This is a genomic window from Streptomyces sp. Root1304, assembly GCF_001426405.1.
Lineage (GTDB): Bacteria > Actinomycetota > Actinomycetes > Streptomycetales > Streptomycetaceae > Streptomyces.
The window spans coordinates 101,970-118,054 of the sequence record NZ_LMEP01000007.1 but is presented as its reverse complement, the minus strand read 5'-3'; the positions used below and the strand labels follow the sequence as shown (position 1 = coordinate 118,054).

Here is a 16,085-nt window from a genome sequence, read left to right as displayed (position 1 = left end):
CGATGACGCTCACCTACTCCGCCGGTTCCCTGGTCACCGCCCGAGGCCGCGAATGGGTTGTGCTCCCCGAGAGCGCCCCCGACATGCTCGTCCTGCGCCCGCTCGGCGGTTCCGACGACGACATCGCCGCCGTCTTCCCCGCCTTCGAGGACGTCAGAGGCGCCGAGTTCGCCCCGCCGTCCGCCGCCGACCTCGGCGACCACCGCGCCGCCGGGCTGCTGCGCTCCGCCCTCCGCATCGGCTTCCGCTCCGGAGCCGGCCCCTTCCGTTCCCTCGCCGGAATCGCCGTCGAACCCCGCGCCTACCAGCTCGTCCCGCTCCTCATGGCGCTGCGGCAGAGCACCGTACGGCTCCTCATCTCCGACGACGTCGGTATCGGCAAGACCGTCGAGGCCGGCCTCATCGCGAGCGAACTCCTCGCCCAGGGCGAGGCACGCGGCCTTGCCGTCCTCTGCTCACCGGCCCTCGCCGAGCAGTGGCAGGAGGAGCTGCGCACCAAGTTCGGCCTCGACGCCGAACTTGTCCTCGCCTCCACCGTCTCCCGCCTGGAGCGCGGCCTGGACCTGGGGCAGTCGCTCTTCGACAAGTACCCCCACGTCATCGTCTCCACCGACTTCATCAAGTCCACCCGCCACCGCGACGACTTCGTCAAGCACTGCCCCGACCTGGTGATCGTCGACGAGGCTCACACCTGCGTCGTCGCCGACGACACCACCTCCACGCAGAACCAGCTCCGCTACGAGCTGCTGCGCCGCGTAGCCGAGGACGCCGAGCGTCACCTGCTTCTCGTGACCGCCACCCCGCACAGCGGCAAGGAGTCGGCCTTCCGCAACCTTCTCGGCCTGGTCAGGCCCGAACTGGCAGGCACGGACCTGGACTCCGACCGGGGCCGACGACTCCTCGCCCAGCACTTCGTCCAGCGCAAGCGCGCCGACGTACGCCAGTACCTGACGACCGAGGACGGCCTCGGCGACGACAGCCTGGCCGAGCGGACCGCGTTCCCGTCCGACCGCTTCTTCAAGGACGAGACCTACAAGCTGTCACCGGCCTACCGCGCCCTCCTCGACGACGCCATCGCCTATGCGAGCGAGCGCGTCGAGGCCGCCGGCAGCCAGGGCAAGCGCGAGGCCCGTATCGCCTGGTGGTCCGCGATCGCCCTGCTCCGCTCCCTCGTCTCCTCCCCGCGGGCCGCCGCCCAGACCCTCCGTACGCGCTCCGCCGCCGCGGCCGCCGCCAGCGCCGAGGAGGCCGACCGCTTCGGCGCGCCCCTCACCCGTGACGCGGCCGACAGCGACAGCCTGGAGGGCATGGACGTGGCCCCCGGCGCCGAGACCGACGACGCGGGCGCCCGCCTCGCCGAACTCGCCGACCGGGCCGCCGCCCTGGAGGGCCCGGAAGGCGACCTGAAGCTGAAGGCCCTGGTCAAGCACCTCAAGGCGCTGCTCGCCGACGGCTACCACCCGATCGTCTTCTGCCGCTACATCCCCACCGCCGAGTACGTCGCCGAGCACCTGGGCGGCAAGCTCGGCAAGAAGACCGTCGTCCGCGCCGTCACCGGCACCCTCTCGCCCCAGCAGCGCATCGAGCGGATCGAGGAGCTGGCGGAGGAGGCCGGGCAGGACCCCGCCGCCCGCCGCGTCCTCGTCGCCACCGACTGCCTCTCCGAGGGCGTCAACCTCCAGCACCACTTCGACGCCGTCGTCCACTACGACCTCGCCTGGAACCCCACCCGCCACGACCAGCGCGAGGGCCGCGTCGACCGCTACGGGCAGCAGCGCGACGAGGTCCGGGTCATCACCCTGTACGGCAGCGACAACGGCATCGACGGCAAGGTCCTCGACGTCCTCATCAAGAAGCACCGCCAGATCAAGAAGGACCTCGGCATCTCCGTCTCCGTCCCCGACGAGACCTCCTCCGGCGTCACCGACGCCATCGTGGAGTGGCTGCTGCTGCGCGGCCGGGAGGGCGAGCAGGGCACCCTCTTCGAGGCAGACTCCTTCCAGCAGAGCTTCGCCGACCTGGAGGCCGACTGGAAGTCGGCGGCCGAACGCGAGACCCGCTCCCGCTCCCGGTTCGCCCAGCGCTCCATCCACCCGGAGGAGGTCGCCCGCGAGGTCCTCGCCATCCGCGACACCCTCGGCCGCGCCGACGAGGTGAACGACTTCGTACGGACCTCCCTCGCGGCCCTGGAAGCCCACCTGGTGGAGGCGGGCGACGGCTCCGGCGACTTCACCGCCGAGGTCAGCGGCACCTCCGCCGGCCTGCGCGACGCCCTCGCCCCCGTCGTCGGCTCCGCCGCCGTCGAAGGCGCCCGCCCCATCCCGTTCCGTACGACCTCGGCCGTGGCCCGGGGCGAGGCCGCCCTCGTCCGCACCGACCCCGTCGTCGGTGCCATCGCCGCCCACGTCCTGAACTCCGCCCTCGACAGCCAGGCCGACGGCCGCCGCCCCGCCCGCCGCTGCGGTGTCGTCGCCACCCGCGCCGTCGACACCCGCACGACCCTGCTCCTCGTCCGCTACCGCTTCCACCTCACGCTGCCCTCCCGGCAGGGGGAGAAGCAGCTCGTCGCCGAGGACGCCCGCCTCCTCGCCTTCCAGGGCTCCCCGAAGAACGCCGTGTGGCTGCCCGAGGACCAGGCCCATGCCCTCCTCACTGCCCAGGCCGCCGACAGCGTCGACCCCGACCACGGCGAGGCCATGGTGACCCGCGTCCTCGGCCAGCTCCCCGCCGTCACCGACCACCTCGAGCAGTTCGGCGGCACCCTCGCCACCGAACTCCACGAGTCCCACCGGCGCGTCCGCCGCGCCTCCGACGAGATCGTCCGGGGCCTGCGGGTCACTGCCCAGAAGCCGGCCGACGTCCTCGGCGTCTACGTCTACCTGCCCGCCGCGTCCGGAGAGGCCGCCGTCTGATGTCCGCCACCACCCGCAACCAGGTCTTCTCCGCCGTCCACACCGTCGGCGGCCTGCTCCCCGCTGACATGCTGCTCCGCATCGCCGACGGCAAGGACGTCAAGGGCTCCGCTCCCGCCGACTACCAGGTCATCGGCGCCCGCTCCGTACGCGACGAGGCCGAACGCCACTGGGACTACCTGAAGTCCGTCTGGCGCGAACTGCGCGAGAAGCTGCCGGTCGCCCCGGACGCCGAGACCCCTGCCGACCCGACCGGCCTGGCCGTCTCCCAGTGGCTGGAACCGCTCTTCGCCGAGCTGGGCTTCGGCCGCCTGACCCCGATCGGTGCCACCGGCATCCCGGCGGACAGCGACCCCGACCGCGTCTTCCCCATCAGCCACCGCTGGAACCACGCCCTCCTCCATATGACGGCCTGGAACGCCGACCTGGACAAGCGCACCAGCGGCGCGGGCACGGTCCCGCCCCAGTCCCTCGTCCAGGAGTGCCTGAACCGCACCGAGGCCCACCTGTGGGGCGTCCTCACCAACGGCCGCCGGCTCCGGATCCTGCGCGACTCCAGCGCGCTCGCCACCGCGTCGTACGTCGAGTTCGACCTCGAAGCCATCTTCGACGGCGAACTCTTCAGCGAGTTCGTGCTCCTGTACCGCCTGCTGCACGTCTCCCGCTTCGCGGTGGCGGAGGGCGCGGCCCCGTCCGCCTGCTGGCTGGAGAAGTGGCGCACGGAGGCGATCGCGTCCGGCACGCGCGCCCTGGACCAGCTCCGCAAGGGCGTCCAGGAGGCCATCACCACCCTGGGCACGGGCTTCCTGCGCCACCCGGCGAACACGACCCTGCGCGAGGACACGGACGTCAAGGCCCTGCACGGCGCGTTGCTCCGGCTCGTCTACCGCCTGCTGTTCATCTTCGTGGCGGAGGACCGCGACGCCCTGCACGGCCCGGAGGCGACCGACCAGGCCCGGGACCGCTACACGACCCACTTCTCGTCGGCTCGTCTGAGGCAGCACGCCCGCCGCCGCCGGGGCACGGCCCACGGCGACCTCTACCAGGCCCTCCGGATCGTCCTGGACGCCCTCGGCGACGAGAACGGCCGCCCGGAACTGGGCCTGCCGGGCCTCGGCGGCATCTTCGACGAGACGGAGACGGACGCCCCACTGAAGGGCCTGTCCCTCTCGAATGAGTACCTCCTCACGGCCGTACGCCACCTTTCCCAGGTCCGGGACGCGGGTTCGCGGCGCTGGCGCACCGTCGACTATCGCCACCTGGACGCCGAGGAACTGGGCTCGATCTACGAGTCCCTGCTCGAACTGGTACCGCAGCACAGCGCGGCCGACCGCACCTTCGAACTGGTGGAGCTGGCCGGCAACACGAGGAAGACGACGGGCTCGTACTACACCCCGTCCTCGCTCATCGAGTGCCTGCTCGACTCCGCGCTGGACCCGGTCCTGGACGACGCGGTCAAGCGCGGCGAGCAGACGGCGAGCGCGGCGGGCGACCCGGACCCGTCGGACACGATCGTCCGCGAGCTCCTGTCCCTCACGGTCTGCGACCCGGCCTGCGGCTCGGGCCACTTCCTGGTGGCGGCGTCGCGGCGCATCGCGAAGCGGGTCGCGGCAGTACGGGAACGCAACCCGGAGCCCACCCTTGAGGCCGTCCGCCACGCGCTGCACGAGGTCGTGGCGCGTTGCGTCTACGGCGTAGACCTCAACCCGATGGCCGTCGAACTGGCCAAGGTCTCGCTGTGGCTGGAGGCCCTGGAACCGGGCAAGCCGCTGGGCTTCCTGGACGCCCACGTGAAGCACGGCAACGCCCTGATCGGCGCGACGCCGAAGCTGCTGCGGGGCGGAATTCCGGACGAGGCGTTCATCGCGACGGAGGGTGACGACAAGAAGCACGCGAAGTCTCTGGAGAAGCTGAACGCCGAGGAGAGAAAGGGCCAGTTCACCCTCTTCGACATGGAGGACGAGGGCGTGAAGGTCGCCAACACGACCCTCGCGGCCGGCATGCGCCGGATCACCCATGCCCCCTCAGGCAACCTGCGTGAGGTCCGGGGCCAGGCGGCGGCCTACGAACAGTGGGAGAAGTCCGCCGACTACCTCAACGCCCTCCACCTGGCCGACGCCTGGTGCGCCGCCTTCATGTGGCTGAAGACCCCGGAGGCTCCCAGGGCGGTCACGCACGGCCTCTTCCGCTCCCTGGAGGACCCGGACGCGTCCAGCGCCTCGAAGGCCACGCACGACGAGATCGTGCGCTTGCGGGAGCAGTACCGCTTCTTCCACTGGCACCTGGAGTTCCCCGAGGTGTTCGCCGTCCCGAACGGGGTCGTCACGGGGACGGTGGACGAGGCGACGGGCTGGGCGGGCGGCTTCGACTGCGTGCTCGGCAACCCGCCGTGGGACAGCGTGGAGCTGAAGGAGCAGGAGTTCTTCGCCCAGCGCGCCCCGGAGATCGCCGCCGTCTCGAACGCGAGCGCCCGCAAGAAACAGATCGCCAGGCTCCAGGACGACCCGGACACGCTGGAGCTGTACGGCGACTACGTGGCGGCGAAGCGTGCCGTCTATGCGGAAAGCCACTTCCTACGCAGGTCGAAGCGGGTGCCGTTGACGGGCCAGGGAAACCTGAACCTCTACGCGGTGTTCGCGGAGACGGACCGGATACTGACGGGCGAGCGGGGCCGCGTCGGCGTCATCGTGCCGACGGGCATCGCGACGGACGCGAGGACGCAGTACTTCTTCAAGGATCTGGTGCAGCAGGGCTCGATCGCGGCGCTGTACGACTTCGAGAACCGGGCCGGCCTGTTCCCAGACGTGGACTCCCGTATGAAGTTCAGCATCCTGTCCCTGACGGGCCGGGCCCTACGCGAGCCTGCCGCTCGGTTCGCCTTCTTCCTGCACGACCCGGCGGAGTTGGACGAGGCGGACAAGGCGTTCACGCTCACGCCCGAGGAGATCACCCTCCTCAACCCGAACACGGGCACGTGCCCGGTCTTCCGCTCCCGTCGGGACGCCGCGATCACTCTTGGTATCTACGGGCGGGTCCCCATTCTGCTCAAGGAGGGCGACTCGAAGGGGAACCCGTGGAGCGTCTCGTTCGGCCAAGGGCTGTTCAACATGGGGCACGATTCGGCCCTCTTCCACTCCCGTGCGGAATTGGAGGCAGAAGGCTGGTACCTGGAGGGCAACGTTTTCGTCAGCGGCGACAACAGGATGCTGCCCCTGTACGAGGCGAAGATGACCGACTTCTTTAACCACCGCGCCGCTGACGTGGTCAAGAGTGTCACTGCGGTCAAGCGCCAGAACCAACCGCGCTCCCTGACGCCGGACGAATGGGAGGACCCCGACCGATGGGCGCTCCCGGACAGCTGGGTGGCGGAACACGATGTCCGCTCCAGGCTGGCTGACAAGGCGTGGAGCCGTCATTGGCACATCGGGTGGCGCGACGTCACGAGTTCGACCAATGAGCGCACGATGGTGACATCGGTCATTCCTGACGTCGGTGTAGGACACAAATTCCTCATCGCCGCTTCAAAGGCCCCAGAACTCCTCGTGTCCGCGTGGTCGTCGTTCGCGTGTGACTACATCGTCCGCCAGGGCATTGGTGGCAACTCGATGAGCTTCTTTATTGTCAAGCAGGTGCCGGTTCCAGGGCCTGATGAGCTGTCCGCGCACCGCGACTGGGTCGTACCGCGGGTTCTCGAACTCTCCTACACGGCGACCGACATGGGTGGGTTCGCGGACGACCTCGGCGATACCGGCGCCCCCTTCATCTGGGACGAAAACCGCCGCACCGTCATCCGCGCCGAACTCGACGCCCTCTTCTTCCACCTCTACGGGATCACCCGAGACGACGTCGACTACATCCTCGACACCTTCCCCATCGTCAAGCGCAAGGACGAGGCCAAGTACGGCACTTACCGCACCAAGGACCTCATCCTCGCCGAGTACGACCGCATGGCGGCGGCCGGCGTCAGCCTGACCGCGCCCCTCGTGGACGGCGAGAACTACACCTCCACCCTCACTCCGCCCCCGGGCCACGGCCCCCGCCACGAAGGAACCGGAGAGTGACGAGTCCGCCGCCGGCCAGCGGCACGGCGGGGCAGTCGGAGGCCGGGGCGCGGGCCGAGGCGGTCGCGCGGGAGCGGGAGCGGCTGCGGGCGCTCAGGGAGCGCAGGGAGGCTCAGAGCGCGGACTCGGGAATCGACGGGTTCACCGTACGCAGATGGCGGAAGGTGGGGGTGCTCGGAGCCCAGGCGGTGCCGCGCGCCCACACCCTGCTCCGGCGACTCGCCGACCTCGCGCGCGATACGGCTCACGACGTCGCGCATGACGCACTGACCGACGCCCTGCGCGACGAACCTGACGACCGGCTGCTGCCCGCTGTCCGGGCTGTACTCGAACGGGCCGACCCGGCCGCGGTCGCCGCGACGCTCACGGAAGTTCACGCAGGCGGCTTCCTGTGGCTGTCCGAAGTCGGGGAGCAACGGCTTACCGCGCTGACGGCGGGCGACGACACCGTCGCCGTCTCCGGGAGCGAGGACCCCTCCGGGGCGTTCGCTCTCCTCGCCGCGTTCGCGGCGGAGAGTACGGCCGCCTTCCCGTCCCGGATGCTGCCGCGGGTGCTCCCCTGGATACCGCTGAGCGTCCTCGACGACCTGATCGACGCCGGAGTGGTCGGCCCCGAGCACCAGCCCTGGCAGTACCGGGCCGAGGAGACGGATCACGCGTACCTCAAGGCCCGGCTGGTCCCCGACCAGGTGACCGCCGAGCAGGCGACCGCGCTGGAATGGACGGCCCGGGAACGGCGGAACGCGTTCCTTGCCGGGGGCGAGCCGCTGCCCTCGGCCGGTGACGTCTACGACCTCCTGGAGCGGGTCGCCGACGGCGACGCCTCGGTCGTGAAGGAGCTGGAACGGGAGCTGCCCCGTGACCTGGTGCTCCGACTGCGCCGGCTCCTGGACGGGGTCGCGGTCGGCAACTGGGACCGGGACATATGGGAGGACCGGGGGTTGTGGCGGCTCATTTTCGCTCTGTGGGAGCCCAAGGCGGCCGTCAACCCGTCGCGCTCGCCGCTGCACGCGCTGATGGCCCTGCGCCAGGCCTACGACCTGCTGTGCATGAACGACCTCGCACGTGCCTCCGCCCAGATCGACAAGCTGGTGTCGTACGAGGCCGCCGACCCGGCCTGTCGGGCCGAGGCCCTCAACTTCCACGCGTACACGCTGCTGCTCCAAGAGGAACTCGATGCGTCGGCCCTGGTCCTGGAGGGCATCCGCGACGCTCACGAGCGGGCCGGGTCCAACCTCCGTATGCTCCGCCGACGGCAGGCGGTTCAGCGCAACGACAGACCGGCGGCCTCCAACCCCTATCTCGACCTCGGGCTGCCGCACGGCGCGCCGAGCTGGACGACCCGGTACCGGGACCTCCGCCGGGAGCATGTGCGCGATGTGGACATGAGCGCGCGGCTCAACAGCGCGATGAAACGCATCAGGGACGCCGAGCGTGACGAGGACTGGTCTGGCTTCTTCGTGCTGCCGCTCGACCTGGACGTGTTCGAGCTTCCGGACGAGGTGCCGGTCACGTTGGTTCCGCCCCTGGCCCCCCTGACCAGGCGAACGGCATCTCACTCTCCCGAAGGCCTGGGGCTCGTGCGGCAGCGGGCGGTGGCGGATCTGCTGCCCCACCTACTCAACGCGCCCCGGCGCCCCGATCGCAACGCAAGGACGCACACACCGTGAAGAAGGTGCCCCGCAGCCAGCGGAAGACCCTGGTGAGCCCCAAGCGGGTTCCTCCCAAGGGAAACAACGGCCTCAAGCATCGTAAAGAGAAGCGGCGAGCGGAGGCGGACGCCCCTGTCGCTTCTCCCCGGGCTTCCCAGCAACATTCCGCGGACTCCCCGCGCACCTACCGCCCCGAGGAACTGCTCAGCCCCCACATGCTGCTCGCACGTTTCACCGAGCGGGCGACCGAGCTCCTGGCCGCTGTCCCGGAAGAGGAGAGGCCGACGCAGACCGCTGTGGCGGCTGCCCTGCGCCAGGCTGTTCTGGAGGCGTTCCGCTCCCGGGAGGAGTACGTGGCCCGGATGGTCGAGGTCGATCTGCTCGCCGGCGCGCCCAAGCAGAACGCCAACTCGCTACGGAGGGGCATCCGTGCCGCCCTGCTGGACCAGGGAGTGCGGTGCGTGGACGCGCCTGACGGCGAACACGAGCTCTTCGTGGTGGTGGAAGGCGACGGCGAGGTGTTCGAGGTGCTGCGTCCGGCCTACGTGGACCAGGCCACCGGAAAACTGGTGCTCGCCGGGCAGCTGCGCCGCCTGGCCGCCCCGGACGGAGCGGGCGACTCGGCCGGGAGCGACGACGCCGCGAACGGGGAGGGCGTGTGACCGCGACCGGAATCGATTTCGGTACCACCAACTCCGTGGTGGCCCAGTGGCTGGGCGATGACGTCGACGTGCTGTCGCTGGACGCCCACCACATCGACGCCGACTGGCGTCATCCCGGCTTCGAGTACCTCTTCCCGTCGGTGGTGGGCATGAGCTCACTGCGCCGGGGAGCGTTGTTCGGCTGGGAGGCCAAGCTCCGCTCCGAAGAGGCGGCCGAGGCCTGCAAGCGACTGCTCAAGAGCGACGAGTACGTCACGATCCACGGCCGCAGGTTCGCGGCCACGACGGTGGCGGCCGGTGTCTTCCAGGCCATGCGCAAGGGCGCGGAGCACAACCTCACCGCCATCGACCAGGCCGTGATCACCGTGCCCGCCAACGCCACGGGTGCCGCCCGCTACCGCACGCGCGCCGCCGCGCGGTTCGCCGGCATCGAGGTCCTGGCGCTGCTCAACGAGCCGACGGCGGCGGCGATCTCGTACGTGCACGAGCTGCGAGAGGCTCGAACCATCCTGGTCTTCGACTGGGGTGGCGGCACCATCGACGTCACCGTGCTCGACTACCAGGACGGGTTCTTCGAGGAGCTCGCTTCACGGGGCGTGACCGAGCTGGGGGGCCTGGAGATCGATCGTCGCCTGCGTGACCTCGTCCTCGAACGGGCTCCGGCGCGATCGGCGTGGACGCCCGCGCAGGAGCGGCAGTTCGGGCTGGACGTGGAGCGCAGCAAGATCCGCCTGTCCTCCGAGGAGTCCGTCACCATCAGGACTCCGGACGGCGACACCGTCGAGGTGTGGCAGGGGGAGTTGGAGGACGCAATCACCGACCTCGTGGACCGCGCTCTCGCGCCGGTTCAGCAGTGTCTCACCGACCTCCACATGGCTCCTCTGGACGTGGACGCGGTGCTGATGATCGGTGGCACGAGCCAGATCCCGAGTGTCCGGGCCGCGGTCGCCGAGGTCATGCAGCAGCAGCCCGTCGAGGTCGATCTGTGCGATCCCATGACTGCGGTCGCCCGCGGCGCCTCCATCGCGGCAGCCGTGCTGTCGGGGGAGGCTGATGGCGTGATCCAGGTGGCGACGAGTCACGCCCTGGGCACGGTCGTCACGGACGACACCGGACAGCGGGCGTTCAGCCAGATCATCCCGCGCAACTCACCCCTGCCGTGGAAGGAGCGCAAGAGCTACACGCCTCGCCGGGACAACGCACGCAGCCTTGCCGTGGAGATCTGGGAAGGAGACCCCGACCGTCCCCTCGACCACGCTGACAACGTGCAGCTGACGGACCTCCGCCTCATCTACCAGAATCCCCGGGTCCGCGAGGACTCCCGTTTCCTGCTGGAGTACACGTACGACACCAACGGGCTCCTGCACGTCAAGGCCACCCTTGAACGCACCGGCGAGGAAGTGCTGAACGAGGAGATCAAGAGCTTCAGCTCCGGTGGTCCGACGCCGGCGGTGCGCAAGGAACTCGATGATCTGCTCGCGGGCAACACGGTCACCACGCTCCTGCCGACGCAGACGCGGAGGCGATCCGCGGGCTCGGCTTCCAAGGCGCTCGTGGTCGACGGCTCCAACCTGGCGTGGATCGGCAGGTCGCCCCGACGACCCGGTGTATACGGCAGGGACGACCGGCCGTCCTACGCCCAACTGCTGTCCGCGCGCGACGCCCTGGCATCGCGGTATCCCGATGCCGTGCTCCACGTGGTCGTCGACGCCACCTTCCGGCACAAGGTCGCGGAGGAGGAACGCGCCGCGGTGGACTCGGCGCTCGCCACAGGGAACCTCATCCAGCCCCCGGCCGGAACCGAGGGCAAGGGCGACGCGCTGGTCACGGCGATCGCGCAGGACACGGACGGAATCGTCGTCACCAACGACAACTACACCGAACTGCAAGGCAGGTACCCCTGGTTGCGGGACAAGGAGCGGGTGCTCGGGGCCACCCTGACCCAGGGTATGTGGGTGTTCACGCCGCGCACCTGCGTACCACCCCGTCATCGGATCGTACGAGCGGAGACGTTCCAGCAGTCGCGGGCCCTGATTCCTCCGAGCCCACATCCACTGCCCGAGTTCAGGTACCACCGCCCTCACGAGGAGTAGTGATGACTGGCGGGGCGGTGAACGACAGGACGAGCCTCAGAGCCGAGATGCTGGCGCTGCTGCTCGAGCCGTTGGGGGTGGATGCCATGGTCGGACCGGCCGCACTCCAGCGATTCGCCAAGGAGGTGGACGCGGTCGCCCAGGCGCGCGGGTGTGCCGGCCTGCCGCCGTCCGGGAGCACGCTTCCGTGGGTGTCCGACGCGGTGGCGGCGTGCGTCGAGGAGCACGAGCTGGCCCGCATGACAATGGCTGGGGGCCGGGCTCCGGCGCCGGACGGGGGCAGATCTCTCCGGGAACTGAAGCGGCTGGAAGGGTTGCGGACTCATCTCCAGGCGCTGGAGGGCGTGCCGGTGGAAGCGCTTCGGGCGGACGCCGCGGCGGTGGCGGCCGCGGAACGGCTGCTGCCCGAAGTCCTGGAGCCGTGCCGTCGTGCGGACCGGGAATGGCCGGAGGAGATCTGGCGCTCGATCCGTGAGATCGACATCGAACCCGCGATGGCCGACCTGAGCCGTCGACGAGGAGGCCGGAAGGCGGCGGAGGCGCGCGAGCTCGTGCTCAGGCACAGTGCCGCGGCGGCCCGGGATCTACGGAACGGGGATCTGGTGCCGCTGCTGGAGAAGGCGCGGGACTTCGTCGCAGCGGAGGAGTCGTACGAGGCGGTCCTGTCCGAGCGGCCGCAGTGGTGGAGCTGGCTCGCACCGGACGCGCGGTTCGGGTTCAGATCGGAGCGGCGCGCCGCCCTGCTCTGGGCGATCGAGGCCCGTGACACCGGTGCCGTGTCCGGAAGTACGGTGGACATGCTCGCGGACGACAGCGTGCGGGCGGTGATCGAGCACGGGCTCGCGACGGCGCCCGTGAACACGGCCGTGTCTCCGGCCGCGCCCGCCGCGAGCTCGGCCGCACGGCTCACGGCGGGGCTGCTGGCGGTCGCCTCCCGGACCGGCATCAACGAACTGCGGGCGTTCGAGTCCTGGTACACGAAGAACGTCGAGTCGTTCGACCGCGTGGCGGCGGCCATGGACCTGTGGCGAACCGAACCGAATCTCCGCGAGGCCCTCGGGGCCCTGGTCGGCGAACTCGCGGCCGGGGCGGTGGACACGAGCCGGTCGGCCTACCGCGACATCCAGACCGCTCTCCGGGAGGAGGCCGAGGCCCGTCCTTCGCGAGCGCCGTACTCCGCGCACGCGATCGAGAGCGAGGACCTCGTCGGGGTCATCCGCCGCATCGGAGCGCTCGAACGCGAACTGCGCGATGCCGTACGGGTCATGCCCACGGCGAGAGGCAGGCTGCGCGTGGCCATCGCCGGAAGGACCAAGTCCGGGAAGACCACGCTGCGCAAAGCGCTGACCCGTGAGGCGGACCGGACCGGGATCGGGCGAGGGGCGCACCGCACCACGCGGGAGACCTCCGCGTTCCACGTCGGCTCTGTGACGTACCTTGACACGCCCGGCGTCGCCGCGAAGGACGACGACCTCGACGCCACGCGTGCTCGGGCCGCGTGCGACAGCGCCGACGCGGTGATATGGAACTACGCCGACACGCTACGTGAGGAGGAGTCCGCCGAGCTCCAGCGACTCCTCCTCACGGGCAAACCTCTGCTCGCTGTCGTCAATGTGAAGGGAAAGGTCGACGAACCGCACCGTCTTGAACGCTTCGCCAAGGATCCGGAGAGAGAGTTCGCGTCGGCGACGGGTCACACGGTTCGGATCGAGCAGGTCTCCGCAGCGGTCGGCGTCACGTCGCCCGTCGTCCTCCCGGTCCACTCCGGTGCCGCGCACGAAGCGTTGTCCACAGCGGACCGCGAGCTGGGGGACAGGGCCCTTCGGGCGAGCAGGTTGCCCGAGCTGGAGCAGTCCCTCACCCGGCTCCTGGCCGAGCGTGCGATTCCGCTTCGTGCGGTTCGCCTGGCCGAGGACGTGCGGGCGCCGCTCGCGGCGTTCCACGACCGGCTGATCGAGGAACTCCCCGGGATCGATCTCGCGCTTGCCGAACTCGCATGCTCGACGCCGCGTGACCGGGCAGAGTCGCTGGAAGCCTTCCGGACAGCGGGCCGGGACACGCGTGACCTACTCGAAGCCGAGCGCCACCGCGCCAAGGAGCGGGTGTCGGAGGTGGTTCGGGACCTGGGCGGCGTGGCTGACGCGCAGCGGTGGAGCGACTTCGTCACCGGTTTGGACCTGGAGGGACTTCTCTCCGGTCTCGGGGACACGTTCGAGCAGGAGGCGCGGAAACGGGGGATGCTTCTGCGCGTGCGGGCGAGCGCCACGGACCATCAGGACGACGCGCAGCCGCGTGTACGACCGCGTCCTGATCTGAAGGAGCAGGCCGCGAGCCTGGGCGCGGCGGCCGTCAAGGGGGCGGCGACGGCCCTTCTGAGCTCCGTCGCCGCCAAGGGGATCCCTAAGAAGCTCGCGGTCCCTCCTCCCGCGGCGACGTTGGTCTACGCGGTGGAGGGCCTGGCCGGAGCGGCGAAAGCGGTGAGCGGTGAGGTTGCCCGCGCGCGGCGGGCGAAGGACGGGTGGACCAGCACGACCACGACCGAGGCTGAGGCCTGCCTCGATGACCTGTTCGACGGACTTGTGGCATGGTCGGCTCGTATCACCGATGACGCGACGGCTCAGATCGATGCCCGGTTCGAGGTGCGGTCCGCGGACATCATGGTCACGCGGGAGCGGTTCGAGCGACTCTGCGGGCTGCGGACGGCCGTGCGGTCCGCCCTCGACGCGATCGACCTCGTCCTGGCGCGCCGGCTCCTGGCTCTCGCGGGAGGGGACCCGGCGGCGATCCGTCGGGCACGTCGGACACCGGGAGTCGAACTTCGTGTCTGGGCCGACGCGTCCCGCGTCGCGGGCGTGCGGTCGTGTCTGCGGGACCAGTTCGTGGACGTCCTCACCGAACGGATCGAGATCCGCGCGGATCTCGGATGGCTCGGCACCCTCGAAGGAACCGAAGGGAACACAGATGGCTGACGGTGGTCCGGTCGACGCGCCCACGATCGACGGGGGCCGAAGCGCTCTCGTACTCGCGCTGGCCGCACGTGCCGAAGAGGTCCTGGGCGCTCACCCTCGCACTCGCGCCCTGACCACGAGCCTGCCTCGTGCGGACACGAGCCCGCTGCGGATCGCACTGCTGGGCCCGTACAGCGCGGGGAAGTCCACGCTCGTCGCGGCACTGCTCCGGCTCCCGTCGGCCGACATCGTCGATCTCGTCGACGCGGCGCCCAAGACGCACGAGGCGACGTGGTACGAGTGGAACGGAGCGACGCTGGTCGACCTGCCCGGGACGCTGTCGGGTGTCGACGGGCACGCCGATGCGGCGCGGGGCGGCGTTCGCGGTGCGGACGCGCTGATGATCGTGACAACGAGCGAACTGCCGGGCGAAGCAGAGACCAGGACGATTCTGCGGGCTCTCGACGCTGACGGGTTCGCTGACCGGAGTGTGGTCGTCGTCAACAAGATGAACGCCGAGAACAGCGATCGCGATGTCGTCCTCGACGAGATCCGCGGGCGCCTCGGGCCTTTCGCCGACCGCGTCCCGATCGTCCCCACCGACGCACGCGACTACATCGACGCGCTCCATGACCCCACTCTCCCGCCCGATCAGCGACAGTGGCTTGTCGCGGAGAGCGGTATCGACGCTCTGGCGGCCGAGTTGCGGAGAATGACCGCGCCCGGTGTCAGCGGTGTCCGGCCCGAGGCTCAGGCCTTCGAACTCCTTCGAGTGCTGGCGGACGCCGAGCGGCAGTGGGTGCTGGACGGAGAGGAACTCGACGCCGCGGAGAGCGCGAAGAAGGTCGAGGAGTCGATCTCCCGGGCGAAGGAGCGTGTGCTGAGCGCCCTGGTGAGAGGGAGTGAAGTCGTCGCTTCCAGGATCACGACGGCCGGAGACAGGGCCGCTGCCGGCGTCTCGGAGAAGGACGGCGTCTTCCCCGACCGCGTCACTCGTGCCGTCCAGGAGGAACTGGAGCGTGCGAGCAATGAGTTCGACGCGAGTTTCTCTTCGTCGGTGAGGACGGCGTTCGACGCGCTGGTCGCCGAGTACGGAACCGGTGTGCCCGAGCCTGAATCCTGGGTGAACGACCTCGAAGCACGCGAGACGACGTTCGACGGGTCCCCGGATGGCACGCCACCGTTGACGCAGGGGGTCAAGGAAGCGGCGAAGAAGGCCGCGAAGGTGGGTACCGAGAAGGCGGGCGAGTGGATCGGGAAGATCGCGGACGGCGGTAACGGGCCGGGAAGCGCGGCCTCCGCCGTCGTGGAAAAGCTCAGCAAGAACCGGGTGGGCCGGAAGATCCTTGACGCCGGAGGGAAAGTCACCAACGGCGTCGAGAAGTTCAAACCGTGGGGCAAGACCAAGGCGGCCGGCAAGGTAGCCGGTACGGCCCGCAAGGTGCAGTGGGTGCTGGCAGTCACGGGGCCGTTGATGGACCTGACGAGCGTCGCGCAGGACCAGAGCAAGTGGATGGCGCTCAACAAACGGCGGAAGCAGATCAAGGATCACTTCGACGAGGAAGCGCGCGAACTGCGGACCGCTCTCACCGATGCCGGTGAGCGGTACCTGAGCGAGTGGATCACCGAGGTGGAACGGTCGCTCAGCGGTCTCACGAAGCGGGGCTCGGACATCAAAGCCGAGCGTGAAGCGGCCCTGACGGCGATCAAGGGCCTCCGCGACGAGGCCGAGAAGCTGGTCGGGCCGACCCGCTGAC

General features: G+C 70.1%; 7 protein-coding genes. All 7 read left to right on the top strand.

Translation table 11 applies throughout. The annotated features are described in order from the left end of the window. Nucleotides 1-2 precede the first annotated feature (2 nt). From ASD33_RS11595 to ASD33_RS11565, 7 genes are read left to right on the top strand one after another with little or no spacing between them, the layout of a single operon-like run. Complete coding sequence (locus tag ASD33_RS11595) at nucleotides 3-2,912, top strand: DEAD/DEAH box helicase (protein ID WP_056557574.1); 2,910 nt, start codon at nucleotides 3-5, stop codon at nucleotides 2,910-2,912. Further along, on the top strand, nucleotides 2,912-6,973 hold the full coding sequence (locus ASD33_RS11590; protein ID WP_056557573.1) for a DNA methyltransferase: 4,062 nt from the start codon (nucleotides 2,912-2,914) through the stop codon (nucleotides 6,971-6,973). Before ASD33_RS11595 ends, ASD33_RS11590 begins: the two co-directional genes overlap by 1 nt. Continuing rightward, a complete protein-coding gene (locus ASD33_RS11585) occupies nucleotides 6,970-8,643 on the top strand; it encodes a hypothetical protein (RefSeq protein WP_056557571.1) in 1,674 nt (557 codons plus the stop codon). The genes ASD33_RS11590 and ASD33_RS11585 overlap by 4 nt, the downstream gene beginning before the upstream one ends. Then, on the top strand, nucleotides 8,640-9,287 hold the full coding sequence (locus tag ASD33_RS11580) for a hypothetical protein (protein ID WP_157870027.1): 648 nt from the start codon (nucleotides 8,640-8,642) through the stop codon (nucleotides 9,285-9,287). Before ASD33_RS11585 ends, ASD33_RS11580 begins: the two co-directional genes overlap by 4 nt. After that, nucleotides 9,284-11,380, top strand: coding sequence for an Hsp70 family protein (locus ASD33_RS11575; protein WP_056557567.1), 2,097 nt, complete (start codon nucleotides 9,284-9,286; stop codon nucleotides 11,378-11,380). The genes ASD33_RS11580 and ASD33_RS11575 overlap by 4 nt, the downstream gene beginning before the upstream one ends. A 47-nt stretch (nucleotides 11,381-11,427) precedes the next feature. After that, entirely contained in the window at nucleotides 11,428-14,349 is a 2,922-nt protein-coding gene (locus ASD33_RS11570; RefSeq protein WP_157870026.1) for a GTPase, read from the top strand. Beyond that, complete coding sequence (locus ASD33_RS11565; protein ID WP_056557563.1) at nucleotides 14,342-16,084, top strand: GTPase; 1,743 nt, start codon at nucleotides 14,342-14,344, stop codon at nucleotides 16,082-16,084. The genes ASD33_RS11570 and ASD33_RS11565 overlap by 8 nt, the downstream gene beginning before the upstream one ends. Nucleotide 16,085: the final 1 nt, after the last annotated feature.